13 protein-coding genes and 1 other RNA gene are annotated in these 14,376 nt (G+C 62.1%); 6 read left to right on the forward strand and 8 right to left on the reverse strand.

What is annotated here, in order from left to right; all coding sequences use genetic code 11:
• Positions 1 to 211: 211 nt before the first annotated feature.
• The 6 genes from NLY33_RS02065 to ffs all read right to left on the reverse strand — a co-directional run bounded on the left by NLY33_RS02065 (position 212) and on the right by ffs (position 6,019).
• Positions 212 to 1,489, reverse strand: coding sequence for a lytic murein transglycosylase (locus NLY33_RS02065; RefSeq protein ID WP_023669522.1), 1,278 nt, complete (start codon positions 1,487 to 1,489; stop codon positions 212 to 214).
• 175 nt (positions 1,490 to 1,664) lie between these two features.
• Positions 1,665 to 2,270 (reverse strand): recombination mediator RecR, encoded by a 606-nt coding sequence (recR, locus tag NLY33_RS02070; RefSeq protein WP_023669521.1) that lies wholly within the window; start codon positions 2,268 to 2,270, stop codon positions 1,665 to 1,667.
• 96 nt (positions 2,271 to 2,366) lie between these two features.
• Complete coding sequence (locus NLY33_RS02075) at positions 2,367 to 3,335, reverse strand: cell wall hydrolase (RefSeq protein WP_023669520.1); 969 nt, start codon at positions 3,333 to 3,335, stop codon at positions 2,367 to 2,369.
• Between the two features lie 216 nt (positions 3,336 to 3,551).
• On the reverse strand, positions 3,552 to 3,875 hold the full coding sequence (locus tag NLY33_RS02080; RefSeq protein WP_023669519.1) for a YbaB/EbfC family nucleoid-associated protein: 324 nt from the start codon (positions 3,873 to 3,875) through the stop codon (positions 3,552 to 3,554).
• Between the two features lie 31 nt (positions 3,876 to 3,906).
• Positions 3,907 to 5,718, reverse strand: coding sequence for a DNA polymerase III subunit gamma/tau (locus NLY33_RS02085; RefSeq protein ID WP_023708186.1), 1,812 nt, complete (start codon positions 5,716 to 5,718; stop codon positions 3,907 to 3,909).
• 204 nt (positions 5,719 to 5,922) lie between these two features.
• Positions 5,923 to 6,019, reverse strand: an RNA gene (gene ffs / locus NLY33_RS02090) — signal recognition particle sRNA small type.
• Between the two features lie 157 nt (positions 6,020 to 6,176).
• On the opposite strand from ffs, the gene NLY33_RS02095 reads away from it, so the two are divergent.
• The 3 genes from NLY33_RS02095 to NLY33_RS02105 all read left to right on the forward strand — a co-directional run bounded on the left by NLY33_RS02095 (position 6,177) and on the right by NLY33_RS02105 (position 7,954).
• Positions 6,177 to 6,596, forward strand: coding sequence for an HIT domain-containing protein (locus NLY33_RS02095; RefSeq protein WP_023682032.1), 420 nt, complete (start codon positions 6,177 to 6,179; stop codon positions 6,594 to 6,596).
• A gap of 35 nt (positions 6,597 to 6,631) precedes the next feature.
• Positions 6,632 to 7,573: an NAD(+) diphosphatase gene (nudC, locus tag NLY33_RS02100; RefSeq protein WP_023682033.1), complete on the forward strand. Its 942-nt coding sequence runs from the start codon at positions 6,632 to 6,634 to the stop codon at positions 7,571 to 7,573.
• Positions 7,574 to 7,648: 75 nt separating this feature from the next.
• Positions 7,649 to 7,954 carry a Dabb family protein gene (locus NLY33_RS02105; RefSeq protein ID WP_023669515.1) on the forward strand — a complete coding sequence of 102 codons (306 nt, stop codon included), beginning with the start codon at positions 7,649 to 7,651 and terminating at the stop codon, positions 7,952 to 7,954.
• A 6-nt stretch (positions 7,955 to 7,960) separates the two neighbouring features.
• Here NLY33_RS02105 and NLY33_RS02110 read toward each other — a convergent pair whose 3' ends face one another.
• Together NLY33_RS02110 and NLY33_RS02115 are read right to left on the reverse strand one after the other, a co-directional pair.
• Positions 7,961 to 8,824, reverse strand: a complete 864-nt coding sequence (locus NLY33_RS02110; RefSeq protein WP_023682034.1) for a prephenate dehydratase — start codon at positions 8,822 to 8,824, stop codon at positions 7,961 to 7,963.
• A gap of 23 nt (positions 8,825 to 8,847) precedes the next feature.
• Positions 8,848 to 9,573, reverse strand: a complete 726-nt coding sequence (locus tag NLY33_RS02115; RefSeq protein ID WP_023669513.1) for a 3-deoxy-manno-octulosonate cytidylyltransferase — start codon at positions 9,571 to 9,573, stop codon at positions 8,848 to 8,850.
• Positions 9,574 to 9,766: 193 nt separating this feature from the next.
• On the opposite strand from NLY33_RS02115, the gene NLY33_RS02120 reads away from it, so the two are divergent.
• The 3 genes from NLY33_RS02120 (at position 9,767) to NLY33_RS02130 (ending at position 14,329) form a co-directional block, all read left to right on the forward strand.
• The gene (locus NLY33_RS02120; RefSeq protein WP_023669512.1) at positions 9,767 to 10,432 is read left to right on the forward strand and encodes a c-type cytochrome; all 666 of its coding nucleotides are present in this window, start codon (positions 9,767 to 9,769) and stop codon (positions 10,430 to 10,432) included.
• Positions 10,433 to 10,583: 151 nt separating this feature from the next.
• Positions 10,584 to 12,461, forward strand: a complete 1,878-nt coding sequence (locus tag NLY33_RS02125) for an extracellular solute-binding protein (protein ID WP_023703502.1) — start codon at positions 10,584 to 10,586, stop codon at positions 12,459 to 12,461.
• Entirely contained in the window at positions 12,461 to 14,329 is a 1,869-nt protein-coding gene (locus NLY33_RS02130) for an extracellular solute-binding protein (protein ID WP_023682036.1), read from the forward strand. The genes NLY33_RS02125 and NLY33_RS02130 overlap by 1 nt, the downstream gene beginning before the upstream one ends.
• The last annotated feature ends 47 nt before the right edge of the window (positions 14,330 to 14,376 follow it).

Below are 14,376 nucleotides of genomic sequence, written 5' to 3' on the forward strand. Positions count from 1 at the left end.
TGCAGTAATCTTTTTCGCGGCCGGAGGACGACCGTTAGACCCCATACCGTGTTGATTTTTTTCCAGTTGGTCAACACCCTATCCGGCAGCCCTCCAACCGGCAACGGGCATTTTTGCGAGCCGGCATACTGGACCGGAATATGCTGTGCGCGTCGAAGCATGGGCGAGCCAATTGCAGCCGCCGATGGGGAAAAATCTGCTCTTTTCGGTGTTACTTGATGGCAGCAACCAGATCGGCGTCGGGGAAGCAGGTGGCGGGGCGGCCGTTCTTTTCCTGCCAGGAGCCGATCGAGCGGCGGGTCTTGAAGCCGGGCAGACCATCGGCGCTGCCGACATCGTAGCCCTTGGCCTCCAGCGCCCGTTGCAGCGCGGCGATGTCGGAACGATGCAGGCCGCCGACCGCACCCCAGCTGCGGACAAAATCAGCATCGCCATGGGCGATGCGGTCAGCGCCATGGCCGATGAACAGGGCGTAGAGGTCGCTGGTGTTGTATTGCTTCAGCACGTAAAAATTCGGCGTGGCGATGAAGGCCGGACCGCTGCGTCCGGCCGGCATCAACAGGAACCCTTCCGCCTTCAGTTCGTTGGCCGGAAAGGCTTTGCCGCCGACGCGGCTGATTCCCATCGCCGCCCAGGTTGAGATCTTCTTGCCCTGGTCGGGACCTTCGAGCGAGCAGGAAACGCTTTCCGGAACCGTCACCTCGAAACCCCAGCCACGCCCCTTCACCCAGCCATAGTGGACGAGAAAATTGGCGATCGAGGCCAGCACGTCCGGCGTCGAATTCCAGATGTCCGGGTGCCCATCACCGTCGTAGTCGACGGCGTGCTTCAGGAACGAGGTCGGCATGAATTGCGGCTGGCCGAGCGCGCCGGCCCAGGACGATTTCATGGCGCCGACCGGCGCCAACCCATGCTCGACGATCTCGAGCGCCGCCAGCACCTCGGTGCGGAAGAAGTCCTTCTTGGTCGACATGAATGCCTTGGTGCCGAGCACCTCGAAGGCGTCGTAGGGCATTTTCGCCGCGCCGAAGCCGGTCTCGCGGCCCCAGATCGCCAACAGTATCTCGCCCGGGACACCGTAGCGCTTTTCGATCGCAGCCAGCGTCTTGGCGTTGGCCGCCTCGCGCGTGCGCGCACCTGACGTGACGGCGCGCACCGTCTTTTCGGCGAAATAGGCGCCGGGCGAACCGAACTCGGCCTGATGCTGTTTTTGCGGGGTTTTGGGTTTCTCGCCGGGCAGGACGAGGTCGGGCAATTTGAGGTTCGGCTTCACGCCGTCGAAAGCGGCGTCGAAAGTGGATTTGGAGATGCCTTTGGTCTGGGCTTGCGGCCAGAGATCGGTTTGCAGCCAGGCGCGGAACTGGTCATCGATTTTGGCAGCGGAGGCGGGGGCTACAAAAAGCAGGGCAACAAGGGATGCGAGGAGCGCAACGAGCGCCAATCCGAAAGATCCGCGTTCTGTCGCGCCCCCCTCTGTCCTGCCGGACATCTCCCCCTCAAGGGGGGAGATTGGCTGTCGCTTCGGTTTTCGCCAACCACCAGCGTTGAAAGAAGAATGCCGCCCGAGAAGCTGCTGATCTCCCCCCTTGAGGGGGAGATGTCCGGCAGGACAGAGGGGGGCCCGAAGGAATGCTGTCATCTCCGGAGCATCCCCGCCAATTGCGTCAAAACGCCGTCCGCGATCGCAACGCGGCTGCCAGCGTACCCTCATCCAGATAATCAAGCTCGCCGCCAACCGGCACGCCATGGGCAAGTCGTGTCACCTTGACCTCGAAGCCCGACAACTGGTCGGTGAGATAATGCGCCGTCGTCTGGCCCTCGACGGTGGCGTTGACGGCGAGGATCACCTCCTTCACCTCGCCGCCGGCGACGCGGTCGACCAGCGAGCGGACATTGAGCTGGTCGGGGCCGATGCCGTCGAGCGGCGACAGCGTGCCGCCGAGCACATGGTAGCGCACATTCATGGCCGCGGCCCGCTCCAGCGCCCAGAGGTCGGAGACATCCTCGACGACGATCAGCGTCGAGGCATCGCGGCGCGGATCGGTGCAGATCATGCAAGGGTCGGAGGTATCGACATTGCCGCAGGTCGTGCAGATGCGCACCTTGTCGGCGGCTTCAGCCATGGCGGCGGCGAGCGGCGACAAAAGCTGCTCCTTCTTCTTGATGAGGTGCAGTGCCGCACGCCTGGCCGAACGCGGCCCTAGCCCCGGGACCTTGGCCAGGAGCTGGATCAGGCGTTCGATCTCGGGACCGGCGATTCGCTTCGACATCGCACTGATCTAGGATTTTTCCGCGCGCTTTGAAACATGCGCATACGCACCGAGCCCGCCATGCTGCCATGGCGGGCTCGGAAACTGTTTTAGGCGTCAGTAGGCTGAGAGCGGCCGGGTTTGATCGACGATCATTGCGCCGATAGCGTCGGTGTTCTCAGGCGTCGACTGGAAGCCCATCGACGCTTCCTGCGTTGCCGATGGAACCGAGGTGATGTAGCGGGCGTTCAGCGTGCCGCCGAAACGCGAGGCATCGGGCTCGGCCATCGGCTCCTGCATCGCCACCTCCGTCTGCTTGGCGGCGACGCGGGCGCTCTTGGCGGGCGCCGCGGAAGCCGTCACATAGGTCTGCTCGGCCGGGGCACGTGTCGCCTTGGCTGCGCGAACCGCCGCGGCCTGCTTGGCCGGATCTGGACGGACAATGGTCTTCACCACCGGCTCGGCGTAGGCAACCTGCAACGGCGCTTCAGGCACAGGCGCGCGCGGCTGCGCCGAGGCAACCATGGTCGTGGATTCATCCGGCAGCGGCTGCCAGTTGCGACCGCGCTTCTCGTAGAAGGCGTTGCCGCCGGCAACCATGGTGTAATGCATGTTCTTGTAGGGGAACCTCAGTCCGGCGGTGTGGAAGTACATCGTGTTCTTCAGCTTGGCCTTGCGCTCGCCCTTGAGCACCGCATCGGCGGCCTCCTCGACATCGGGCATCGCTTTCGAATTCATCGCCCGCGTCATCACGCCGGGCGCGAACTGGCCCGGTTCGCCAACCACTTGGCAAATGGTGCTGCCATGATTGCCGGAGCGCAGCCGGTTCATCACCACCGTGCCGACGGCGATCATGCCGTCACGGCTCGAGCGGTTGGACTCGAAGAACATCGCCCGCTCCAGGCATTCCTTCTCCTTCGGCGTGTTGCGGTAGGCGCGCGTCGAAAGGAAGCTGGGCGTGATGGCGTCGGTCAGGCTGGCGACCGACAGGCCATGCGAAGACGTGGTCTGGCTGCAACCGGCCAGGAACACAGGAGAGAAGATAATGCCGAGCAGAAGCGGCGTCTTCCATCGCGTAGCGATCAACAAAAATGCCTCATTGTCCAGATGCCAGCTCGCCCCGAGATGTGGCAAGAATGAGACTCTTAAAGGCAAAAAGATGGCTAAAGGATTAGCTTTCGTGCAGCATAGGTAAAACTTTATAAATGCCCGGATATGTCCGTGAGCAAAGCCCGAGAAAGTCTTAACAACAGCCTCCGCAGCCGATTTCCCTTCATAATCAATTAACTGGTTGGAGCCGGCTCAGAACGGCAATTTCATTCCGGGCGGGATCGGCAAGCCTGCCGTCAGCGCCTTGGTCTTCTCCTGCATAATCTGCTCGACCTTATTTTTGGCGTCATTGTGAGCGGCCAGCAGCAGGTCTTCGAGAATCTCGACCTCGTCCTCCTTGAACAGCGACGGATCGATCTTCAGCGACTTCATTTCGAACTTGCCGGTCAGCGTGACATTGACCAGCCCGCCGCCCGCCTGCCCGCTTGCTTCAATCGTCGCGATCTCGTCCTGCATGGCCTGGAACTTGGCCTGCATTTCCTTCGCCTTGCCCATCAGGCCGAGAAGATCTTTCATGGTCGGGTCCTTTGCGGATTCGTGGCTATGGTCAGGTTTCGTCGTCGTCGGACGGCGGCTCGACCGGCGCTTCGGCCTTGTCGGTGTCGACTTCCGGCGCGTCGGGAATGCGCACGTCGATGATCTTGGCGCCGGGAAAGCGCGCCAGGATGGCGGCCACAGCCGGATCGCTTTTCGCGTCGGAGAAAGCAGTCTCGCGCCTGGTCGATTCCATCTCGGCCAGCGTTTGGCCGCCCTCTTCCTTCGACAATGACACCAGCCAGTTGCGGCCGGTCCAGGCGCGCAGCTTCGTCGTCAAGTCGTTGAGCAGCATCTTGGGCGCATCGGCGGTCAGGCCGACGTCGATACGGCCGGGCTCGATGCGCACCAGGCGAATACAGCTCTTGACCAGCACCTTAAAGGCGATGTCACGCTGCGCGTCGGCAAGAGCGACAATATCGGCCAGCGATTTCAGCGGCGGCGATTGCGGCTCGACGACCGGCTGCGGAGGCGCGACAAAGGCGACCGGGGGCGCGTCGACCAATCGCATGGTTTGCGCACCGGCTGGCCCGGACGGCATCCGGGTCTGCGCTACCGCGCTGGCGCCGCCGCCATTGCCGGCATTTACCGGCGCACCATTCGGGCGTGACGCACCACCGGACGCCGGAGCGCCGCTCTCTAGAGATTTCAGCGCCTCGTCCAGCGTCGGCAGGTCGGCGGCATGCGCCAGCCGGATCAGCACCATCTCGCCGGCGCTGACCGGTCGGTTGGACGACTGCACCTCGGGAATGCCTTTCAAGAGCATCTGCCAGGTTCGCGACAGAACCTTGACCGACAGCGTGCTGGCGAAGTCGGCGCCGCGGCGGCGCTCATCCTCGGACAGGGAAGCGTCGTCGGCAGCCGTCGGCACGAAGCGCAGCCGGGTGACGAGGTGGTTGAATTCGGCCAGATCGGTCAGCACGGCAGCCGGATCGGCGCCGGTGTCGTACTGGTTGCGGAATTCGGCAAGGGCGGCCGCCACATCGCCTTTCATGACATGTTCGAACAGGTCGACGATGCGGGCGCGGTCGGCGAGACCCAGCATGGCGCGCACCGCTTCGGCGCTGACGGCGCCGCCGCCATGGGCGATTGCCTGGTCGAGGATGGAGAGCGAATCGCGGGCCGAGCCTTCGGCGGCGCGCGCGATCATCGCCAGCGCGTCGTCGTCTACCGAAATGCCTTCCTTGCCGGCAATGGAGGCGAGATGCGCGACCAGCGCGCCGGCATCGATGCGTCTCAGGTCGAAACGCTGGCAGCGCGACAGCACGGTGATCGGCACTTTGCGGATTTCGGTGGTGGCAAAGATGAATTTGACGTGCGGCGGCGGCTCTTCCAGCGTCTTCAACAGGCCGTTGAAGGCCTGGGTGGAGAGCATGTGCACTTCGTCGATGATGTAGACTTTGTAGCGCGCCGACACCGGGGCATAGCGCACGCGCTCGATAATGTCCCTGATGTCGTCGATGCCGGTATGCGACGCGGCGTCCATCTCGATGACGTCGACATGGCGGCCTTCCATGATCGCCTGGCAGTGCTCGCCCAGGAGGGCGAGGTCGACCGAGGGATGGTCGACCGTCGGCGTCTTGTAGTTGAGCGCCCGCGCCAGGATGCGCGCCGTCGTGGTCTTACCGACGCCGCGCACGCCGGTCAGCATCCAGGCCTGGGCGATGCGGCCTGTGGAGAAAGCGTTGGTCAAAGTGCGGACCATCGGCTCCTGGCCGATCAGTTCCGAGAAATTCGACGGACGATATTTGCGCGCCAGCACGCGATAGGCGACGGCCTTTTGCTTCTCCAGGTTTTCGGGGTCCGAATTTCCGGCTTCGCTCATTCGCCCGTAAAGCTCCAAAAGGCCGCGTCTCAGCGTAGCCGATTCCTGCTAGATCGTTTCACCGTTTTCTGAAACGGCAAACCGCTCTACCCTTTGCTTTAACGCAATTCCGGACGGGAAACCGCTCACACTTTCCCTGGAATTGCTCCAATAGTCTCGCCCGCGCTGCAATGCGTCGTCAATGTCGCGAGAGGGGCCGATGAGGTGGGAGGCTGGAACAATGACCCGTTCCGGGCTCGTTAGGGCTGCTTCCTTCCGGACCTGACCCGGTTGGCGAGTGGATCGTCCACCACCAACCTCCCGCGTTCCATATCGGCAATTCAGCGATCAAATGCAAGGGTGCATTGAGAATCGGATGCCCTTGAACTCCGCCGCTCAATGAATCGCTTGCAGCCCCCGTGCAGCCGCTCTAGCGTCATGAGTTTGGGAATAATGCGAGAAGCGCAAGGGAAACGCCAATGCTACCGGGCCTCAAGGCCGGATTCACGCTCGACTCCAGGCTGGAGGCGGATAGCGAGCAGCTGATGTGGCTCGGCCTGTGCGAGCTCAGGGTGATGAACGATAGCCGCTGGCCATGGCTGGTCCTGGTGCCGCAGCGGCCGGGGGCCGAAGAAATCCACGACATGACGCCGCTCGACCAGGCGATGTTGACCTTCGAAACCAACATGGTGGCGCAGGCGCTGAAAAGAACCACGGGCTGCACCAAGATCAACACCGGCGCGCTCGGCAACATCGTTCGGCAATTGCATGTCCACGTCATCGCCCGCTCGGAAGGCGATCCGGGCTGGCCGGGGCCGGTGTGGGGGCACGGCATGCGCGAGCCCTATGAGCGTTCAGGCATCCGCCAATTTGCGCAACAGATCAAGGCGGCGCTATAAGCCGCCTGTGTCCATCCCTAGACGTTCGAGCTTCCATGACCTTTCGCCTTTTTGACGCGCCCTTGCGCGAACCGAGCCAGTTCGTCGGCTTCGCCGGAAACACGATTGATCGGCAATCCGAGAACCGCGCCGACGATTCCGTCGAAAGGGCGTTGGCCGATCCCTCGGCACGTCTTCTGCCGATGCATGGCGGACGGCTGTATCTGAAATTGCACGATGGCAGCTTCGACCCTTGGTTCGATCTGGCTGAGAGCCAGAAGCTGCAGCCATCACTCGCACAAGGCGTGCTGCTTGGCTTTGCCGAGAGCGGCCCGGTCCTTGCCGTGCCGGTCGGCCTCGATCCCGAACAGCTACCGGAGACCATGAAGGCGATCGATTATCGCTCGGTCTATATGCAGGGGCTGATCGACGAGGCGGCAGCGGGCGCGCTGGCGCAAGGCGCCGCCCTGCTTGCCTGGCATGCCACCCATCGCTTCTGCAGCAAATGCGGCCATGAATCGCATATGCGGGCCGGCGGCTACAAGCGCCATTGCCCAAATTGCGGCACCGAGCACTTTCCACGCACCGATCCGGTGGCGATTATGCTGACGGCGACGCGGGAAAAATGCCTGCTCGGCCGCGGCCGGCATTTCGGGCCCGGCATGTACTCGGCGCTTGCCGGCTTCATCGAGCCGGGCGAGACGATCGAGGCGGCGGTGCGCCGCGAAACGCTGGAGGAAGCCGGCATCCGGCTCGGCCGCGTCGTCTACCATGCCAGCCAACCCTGGCCGTTCCCCTATTCGCTGATGATCGGCTGTTTCGGCGAACCGCTCAATGACGACATCCAGGCCGATCTCAACGAGTTGGAAGATTGCCGCTGGTTTTTTCGCGACGAGGTGCGTTCCATGCTGGAGAGGACGCACAAGGACAATCTGGTCACGCCGCCGAAAGGCGCGATCGCGCATCATCTGATCCGCGCCTGGGTCGACAGCGAATAAGACTTGTTATTTTACGCAATTCCGGACGGAAAACCGCTTCACACTTTTCCTGGAATTGCTTAACGGGAGCAAAAAATGATCCGTCACACCGTGGTTTTCACCCTGAAGCACCCGCAGTACTCGCTGGAGGAAAAGCGGTTCCTCTCCGATGCCAAGCGCATTCTCAGCGCAATCAAGGGCGTCACCCATTTCGAGCCGCTGCGGCAAGTCAGCCCGAAAAACGACTATCACTTCGGCTTCTCGATGGAGTTCGTCGATCAGGCCGCCTACACCAGATATAACGAGCATCCCGACCACGTTGCCTTCGTGCGCGACCGCTGGATCCCGGAAGTCGAAACCTTCATGGAAATCGACTATGTGCCGCTGACCCTGCTGGTTTAGGGAACCTTAGTCCGCGACCTTCCACTGCTCGCGCGACTCGCTGGCGGGATAGACACCCAAAATGCGCACTTCGCGCGAGAAGAAGCGCAGTTCGTCCAGCGCCAGCTTGACCAGTGGATCGTCGGGATGGCCCTCGATATCGGCGTAGAACAGCGTCGCGGTGAAGGCGCCCAACTGATAGCTCTCCAGCTTCGTCATGTTGACGCCGTTGGTGGCGAAACCGCCCATTGCCTTGTAGAGCGCAGCCGGCACGTTGCGGACACGGAACATGAAGGTCGTCATCATCTTGGTGTCGGCCGAGGGCCGTTCGGCCAATCGCTTGTCCTTGGTCAGCACGACAAAGCGGGTGACATTCGAATCCGTGTCCTCGACGTTCTTCTCGATGATGTCGAGGCCGTAGAGTTCTGCGGCTAGCGCCGGGGCGAGCGAGGCCATGGTGCGGTCCTTGAGCTCCGAGACCAGCTTCGCAGAGCCCGCCGTGTCGCCGGCGATCACCGGCTTCCAACCGTTCTTGCGGATGTATTTGCGGCACTGTCCCAGCGCATGGATATGGCTGTGCACGGTCTTGATCTCTTCGCGTTTGACGCCTGGCAGCACCATCAGCTGGAAGTGGATCGGCAGAAAATACTCGCCGACGATGTGGAGTTTCGATTCCGGCAAGAGATGATGAATGTCGGCGACGCGGCCGGCGATGGTGTTTTCGATCGGGATCATGGCGAGGTCGGCCTTGTTGGTCTCGACCGCGTTGAAGGCATCCTCGAAGGTGGGGCACGGCAACGGCTCCATCGAAGGGAACATGTTGCGGCTGGCGGTGTCGGAATTGGCGCCCGGTTCGCCTTGGAAGGCTATTCTGTTGGTCTTGTCAGGCATGCCGATATCTCAGGTTGAAGGTCTCAGGAAAGAATTTGTCGGGCGCGTTCGAGGTCTTCCGGCGTGTCGACGCCCAGCGGCAGCGATTGCACGATCTCGGCATCGATGCGCATACCGGCCTCCACCGCCCGCAACTGCTCCAGCCGCTCGCGCCGTTCGAGCGGCGAAGGTTTTAGCGCGACGAAGCGTTCGAGGGCTGAGCGCCGATAGGCGTAGAGGCCGACATGGTGATAGAGCGGCCCCTCGCCCCAGGGCGCGGTGGCGCGGGTGAAATAGAGCGCCTTCAGCCGCGTCGCCGACAACGGCGAACCGACGATCTTGACGACGTTGGGGTTGGCCTTTTCCTCGTCGCGGACGATCTCGACGCCGAGCGTGGCGATGTCGACCGCAGCGTCCTCGAACGGTTTCAGCGCCGCACCGATGATCTTGGGATCGATGGTCGGCAGGTCGCCCTGCACATTGACGATGGTTTCGACCTTGCGATCGGGGTCGAGGGCGGTCAGCGCCTCGAAGATACGGTCGGAACCGGATTCGTGGTCGGTGCGCGTCATCACCGCCTCGAAACCGTGCGCGCGCACCGCTTCGGCCACGTTGCGCGTGTCGGTTGCCACCACTACCCGGCCAAGCCCAGCCTCAGCGGCGCGGCGGGCGACATGGACGATCATCGGCGCGCCGGCTATGTCGGCCAGCGGCTTGCCCGGCAGGCGCGTCGAGGCCATGCGGGCCGGGATCAGGATGAGCGTGGACATCGAGGTTGCAAGGCGTTCGAAAGAGGATGGGGAAAGTGGCAAAAGGTCTCACTGGAAGCGCCCTTATAGGTGTTGCAACGCCCAAGCAAAAGACCTAGTTTCCGCCCGATTTGACCGGCTCGACGGGGTGGGTCACGATACCGACGGACGGAGTGGACGGAGAGGTCCGCCGGAAAAGGGAGCCCTGGGGCGTATGGATTCCAACGAAGTCAACAAACTGCTCGCCGGGTTGCTTGGAACCTGTTTCGTCGTCTTCTCGGTCGGTTTGGTGTCCGACGCCCTGTTTGCCTCGCCGGCGCCGGAAAAACCCGGCTTTGCCATCGAGGCGACGGAGCCTGCCGAAGGCGGCGCCGCCGGACCCGCAGCAGAGGCGAAGCCGATCGCCGACCTTTTGGCCACCGCCAATGTCGAGCAAGGTGCGGCCGTCTTTAAGAAATGCCAGGCCTGCCATTCCGGCGAAAAAGGCGGCCCCAACAAGGTCGGCCCGGATCTCTGGGACATCGTCGACCGCCCCGTCGCCGAGCATGAGGGCTTTGCCTATTCGGCCGGCATGAAGGAGTTTTCCAAGGGCGGCGCCGAGAAGTGGACCTATGACAATCTCAACCACTTCATCACCTCGCCGAAGAAATTCGTGAAGGGCACGGCGATGGGCTTTGCCGGCCTGCCGAAGGACGAGGACCGCGCCAACGTCATTGCCTATCTGCGCACGCTGTCGGATAGCCCGAAGCCGCTGCCGACGCCAGGTGCCGCCGCCGATGCAACGGCGCCGGCCAAGCCGGCCGAGGGTGCCGCTCCGGCCAAGCCGGCTGAAGGTGCAGCTCCAGCCCCTGCGACGCCGGCACCGGCGCCCGCCAAATAACCGAATTGTCATCTCCATGACCTCAAAAAAGCCGGGTTCAGCCCGGCTTTTTGTTAGGAAAATCGCATATGCGGCGACAAAGCCGCCGCATGGCGGTTTTCACCGGCGTCAAATCATTTAGGATTGCCGGGCATCGCGACGAGGAGAACGCATGACGGTTGGCCGAACGCTTCTGAGGTCCTTTCTGGTTGTGGGCGCCCTCGCAGGCGGCCTGCAGGCATCCTTCCCCCAGGAATGGCACACCACCTCTTCGCTGATCGGCCCCTCCAAATATGGCGAGAACTTCCAGCGCTACGATTATGTGAATCCGGATGCACCGAAGGGCGGTACCTACAATTCGGTCGTTTCCGGCACGTTCGACAGCTTCAATCCCTATATCGTTCAGGGATCGCCGGCGGCCGGCCTGCAGCCATTTGGCGGCGGCCTGCTCTACGACACGCTGATGGATCAGGCGACTGACGAAGGCAGCGTCAGCCACCCGCTCATCGCCGACGCCTACAAGTACCCGACCGACTATTCCTCGGCCACCTACCGGCTCGACCCACGGGCGAAATGGCATGACGGACAGCCGATCACCACTGACGACGTGATCTGGTCGTTCCAGGTGCTGAAGGCCAACAGCCCGATGTACAGCCGCTATTTCGAAAACGTCACCGACGCCGTCGCTGTCTCGGACCATGAGGTCGAGTTCCACTTCGACCAGAAGGGCAATCGCGAACTGCCCAAGATCCTCGGCGACCTTGTCGTGCTGCCCAAGCATTGGTGGGAAGGCACCGACGCCAATGGCAAGAAGCGCGACATCACCAAGGGGACGCTGGAGCCGCCGCTGGGCTCGGCTGCATACAAGATCGCCAGCTTCAAGGCGGGGTCGGAAATCGTCTGGCAGCGCGTCCCCGACTATTGGGGCGCCAAGCTGGCTGTGAAGATCGGTCGGGAGAATTTCGACACGCAGCACTTCACCTACATTCTTGACGACAACGCCTCCTGGGAGGCGTTCAAGAAAGGTGGCCTCGACGATATCAAGCCGGAAAACAGCTCGAAGCGCTGGGCGACATTTTATGATTTCGCGGCGATCAAGGCCGGCGATGTCATCAAGCAGGAGTTCAAGACCACCTCGCCCGAGCCGATGCAGGCTTTCATGCTCAACCAGAGACATAGGCTGTTTGCCGATCGTCTGGTCAGGGCCGCGCTCACCTACCCGTTCGATTTCGAATCGATGAACCGCACGCTGTTCTTCGGTTTCAACACTCGCACCCACAGCTATTTCCAGGGCACGGACCTAGCCTCCAGCGGCTTGCCGCAAGGCAAGGAATTGGAGATCCTGGAGAAGTACCGCGACAAGCTGCCGCCGGAAGTATTCACCCAGGAATTCAAGTTGCCGGTCTACGATTCGCCGCAGGCGGAGCGCAAATATCTGAAGCAGGCGGTCGACCTGTTCGCCCAGGCCGGCTGGGTGATCAAGGGCGGCAAGATGGTCAACGCCAAGACCGGCGAGCCATTCAAGTTTGAAATCCTAGGCTCGAATGAAACCGACCAGGTCATTTCCAGCCCCTGGATCGCCAATCTGCGCAAGATCGGCGTCGATGCGACACTGCGCATCGTCGACCCGAGCCAGTACACCAACCGCGTCAGAAACTTCGATTACGACGTCATCACAGGACAGCTCCAACAGTCGGAATCGCCCGGCAACGAGCAGCGCGATTTCTGGAGCTCCAAGGCCGCCGACACACCGGCATCGCGCAATTATTCCGGCATCAAGAACCCGGTCGTTGACGCCCTTGTCGACCGCATCATTTTTGCCACGGATCGCGATGACCTCGTCGCCACCACCCATGCGCTCGATCGCGTGCTGCTGTGGAATTACTATGTGGTGCCGCAATACTATCGCGCCGTTGTGTGGCTGGCTTACTGGAACAAGTTCGGCATCCCGGAAAAGCAGCCCGGCTACCGTGGCGCCGATATCGATTCCTGGTGGATCGATGCGGACAAGGAAAAGGCCCTGGCCGCCAAGTACAAGGGCAGCAATTGATGGCGGGGCTCCCTCGCCGCGATTTCCTGGCCCTCAGTGGCGCCGCGGCCGTTGCTGCGCTGCTGCCGGGCAAGGCTTTCGCCGCCAGCCCAACCGGCGTGAAACTGCATGGACTGTCGGCTTTCGGCGACCTCAAATACAAGCCGGACTTCACTCATTTCGACTATGTCAATGTCGATGCGCCGCAAGGTGGCGTCTTCAACTTCCTGCCGCGCAACTGGCTTGCCAACCAGACGCCGCTGACCTTCAACACGCTGAATTCGTTCGTTCCCAAAGGCGATTCGCCCCAGCGCACGGAGATGTGCTTCGATTCACTGATGGTGAGAGCGTACGACGAACCTGACGCCGTTTACGGGCTGATCGCTGACAGCGTGACGATTTCCGACGACCGCAACGACTTCACCTTCTCGCTGCGCCCGCAGGCCCGCTTCCATGACAGCACGCCATTGACGGCAGAGGATGCCGCCTTCACCTTCAAGCTGCTCAAGGACAAGGGGCACCCGTACTATTCCCTGCCGCTAACGCATCTGGATGACGCGATTGCCGTGGATGCCCACACGCTGCAGCTTAGGTTTTCCGGCAAGCAGACAAGCCGCACCATCCTCAACGTCGTCGAGTTCCCGGTCCTGTCGAAGGCGTTCTACACGGCCAACCCGTTCGATTCCTCGCAGATGAACCCGCCGTTGGGGTCAGCCGCCTACAAGGTCGGTCGCTGGTCGGCAGGGGCCTGGATCGAATATGAGCGTGTGGCTGATTATTGGGGCAACGACCTGCCGGTCAATCGCGGCCAGAACAATTTTCAGCGGATCCGCGTTGAGTTCTATCAGGACCGTAGCGTTGCCTTCGAAGCGTTCAAGAAGGGAGAAATCCTCTACAGGGAGGAATTCACCTCGCGCGTCTGGGCGACCGGCTACGACTTCCCAGCCTTCACTGCCGGCAAGGTGGTGAAGCACGAATTCCCGGCCGAAACGGTGCCTTCGATGCAGGGCACCGCCGTCAACCAGCGGCGCGAGCAGTTTCGCGACTCGCGCGTGCGGCAGGCGATCGGGCTCTGCTTCGACTTCGAATGGACGCGGCGCAATTTCTTCTACGGTTCCTATGAGCGCTCGCAATCCTGCTTCGAGAAATCCGAATTTCGCGCCGAGGGCAGACCGTCGCCACAAGAATTGGCTCTTCTTGAGCCGCTGCGTGAGCAGATTCCCGCCGAGGCTTTTGGCGAAGCCGTGATCCAGGACGCGTCGAACGGCTCCGGCCGCGACCGGCAGTTGCTTGGCAAGGCGGCCAAGCTTCTGGCCGAGGCCGGCTGGAAACGGTCCGGCAATTTCGTCGTGAACGACAAGGGTGGTCGGTTGTCCGCAGAGTTTCTTGTCGACGACGAAGTCTTCGAACAGGTCTACTCGCCCTGGGTCGAAAACATGAAGGCGGTCGGCATCGATGCCTCGATCCGGCTGGTGGATGCCGCGCAATATCAGCTGCGGCAGAATTCGTTCGACTACGACCTCGTCTCGGTCGCGGCCTCGTTTCCGGCGACGCCAACCCGTGATGACCTCGAAACCATTTTCCATTCGCGAGCAGCTACCGTATCGGGCTCTCGCAATCTGCCGGGAACGTCGAGCCCGGCCATCGACGCCCTGGTTGACGCCGCAGGTGCCGCCGAGGGTCGCGAAAGCCTGACAATTGCCATGCGCGCGCTCGACCGGGTCTTGCGTGCACGGAGGGATTGGATTCCAAGTTGGTTCCTGGCGAATCATCGAAGCGCCTATTGGGACATGTTCGGTTTTCCCGAGCGGAAACCCGATTTCGACTTCCCGGTCGAAGCGCTGTGGTGGGTCGACAAGGGCAAGGCGGCAAAAATTGGCAAAGGGTAGGCTGTTGCGCGGCACTTTACCCTCCCCCTCGTGGGGAGGGTCGGTGA

It is taken from the genome of Mesorhizobium sp. C432A (assembly GCF_030323145.1).
Classification (GTDB): Bacteria; Pseudomonadota; Alphaproteobacteria; order Rhizobiales; family Rhizobiaceae; genus Mesorhizobium.

Bases quoted from the DNA above. Each gene is read 5' to 3' on its own strand.
- NLY33_RS02125 (WP_023703502.1), top strand. From the start codon at position 10,584: ATGACGGTTGGCCGAACGCTTCTGAGGTCCTTTCTGGTTGTGGGCGCC.
- recR (WP_023669521.1), bottom strand. From the start codon at position 2,270: ATGTCGAAGCGAATCGCCGGTCCCGAGATCGAACGCCTGATCCAGCTC.
- NLY33_RS02085 (WP_023708186.1), bottom strand. From the start codon at position 5,718: ATGAGCGAAGCCGGAAATTCGGACCCCGAAAACCTGGAGAAGCAAAAG.
- NLY33_RS02110 (WP_023682034.1), bottom strand. From the start codon at position 8,824: ATGCCTGACAAGACCAACAGAATAGCCTTCCAAGGCGAACCGGGCGCC.
- NLY33_RS02065 (WP_023669522.1), bottom strand. From the start codon at position 1,489: ATGTCCGGCAGGACAGAGGGGGGCGCGACAGAACGCGGATCTTTCGGA.
- NLY33_RS02095 (WP_023682032.1), top strand. From the start codon at position 6,177: ATGCTACCGGGCCTCAAGGCCGGATTCACGCTCGACTCCAGGCTGGAG.
- NLY33_RS02105 (WP_023669515.1), top strand. From the start codon at position 7,649: ATGATCCGTCACACCGTGGTTTTCACCCTGAAGCACCCGCAGTACTCG.
- NLY33_RS02120 (WP_023669512.1), top strand. From the start codon at position 9,767: ATGGATTCCAACGAAGTCAACAAACTGCTCGCCGGGTTGCTTGGAACC.
- NLY33_RS02080 (WP_023669519.1), bottom strand. From the start codon at position 3,875: ATGAAAGATCTTCTCGGCCTGATGGGCAAGGCGAAGGAAATGCAGGCC.
- NLY33_RS02115 (WP_023669513.1), bottom strand. From the start codon at position 9,573: ATGTCCACGCTCATCCTGATCCCGGCCCGCATGGCCTCGACGCGCCTG.
- NLY33_RS02130 (WP_023682036.1), top strand. From the start codon at position 12,461: ATGGCGGGGCTCCCTCGCCGCGATTTCCTGGCCCTCAGTGGCGCCGCG.
- nudC (WP_023682033.1), top strand. From the start codon at position 6,632: ATGACCTTTCGCCTTTTTGACGCGCCCTTGCGCGAACCGAGCCAGTTC.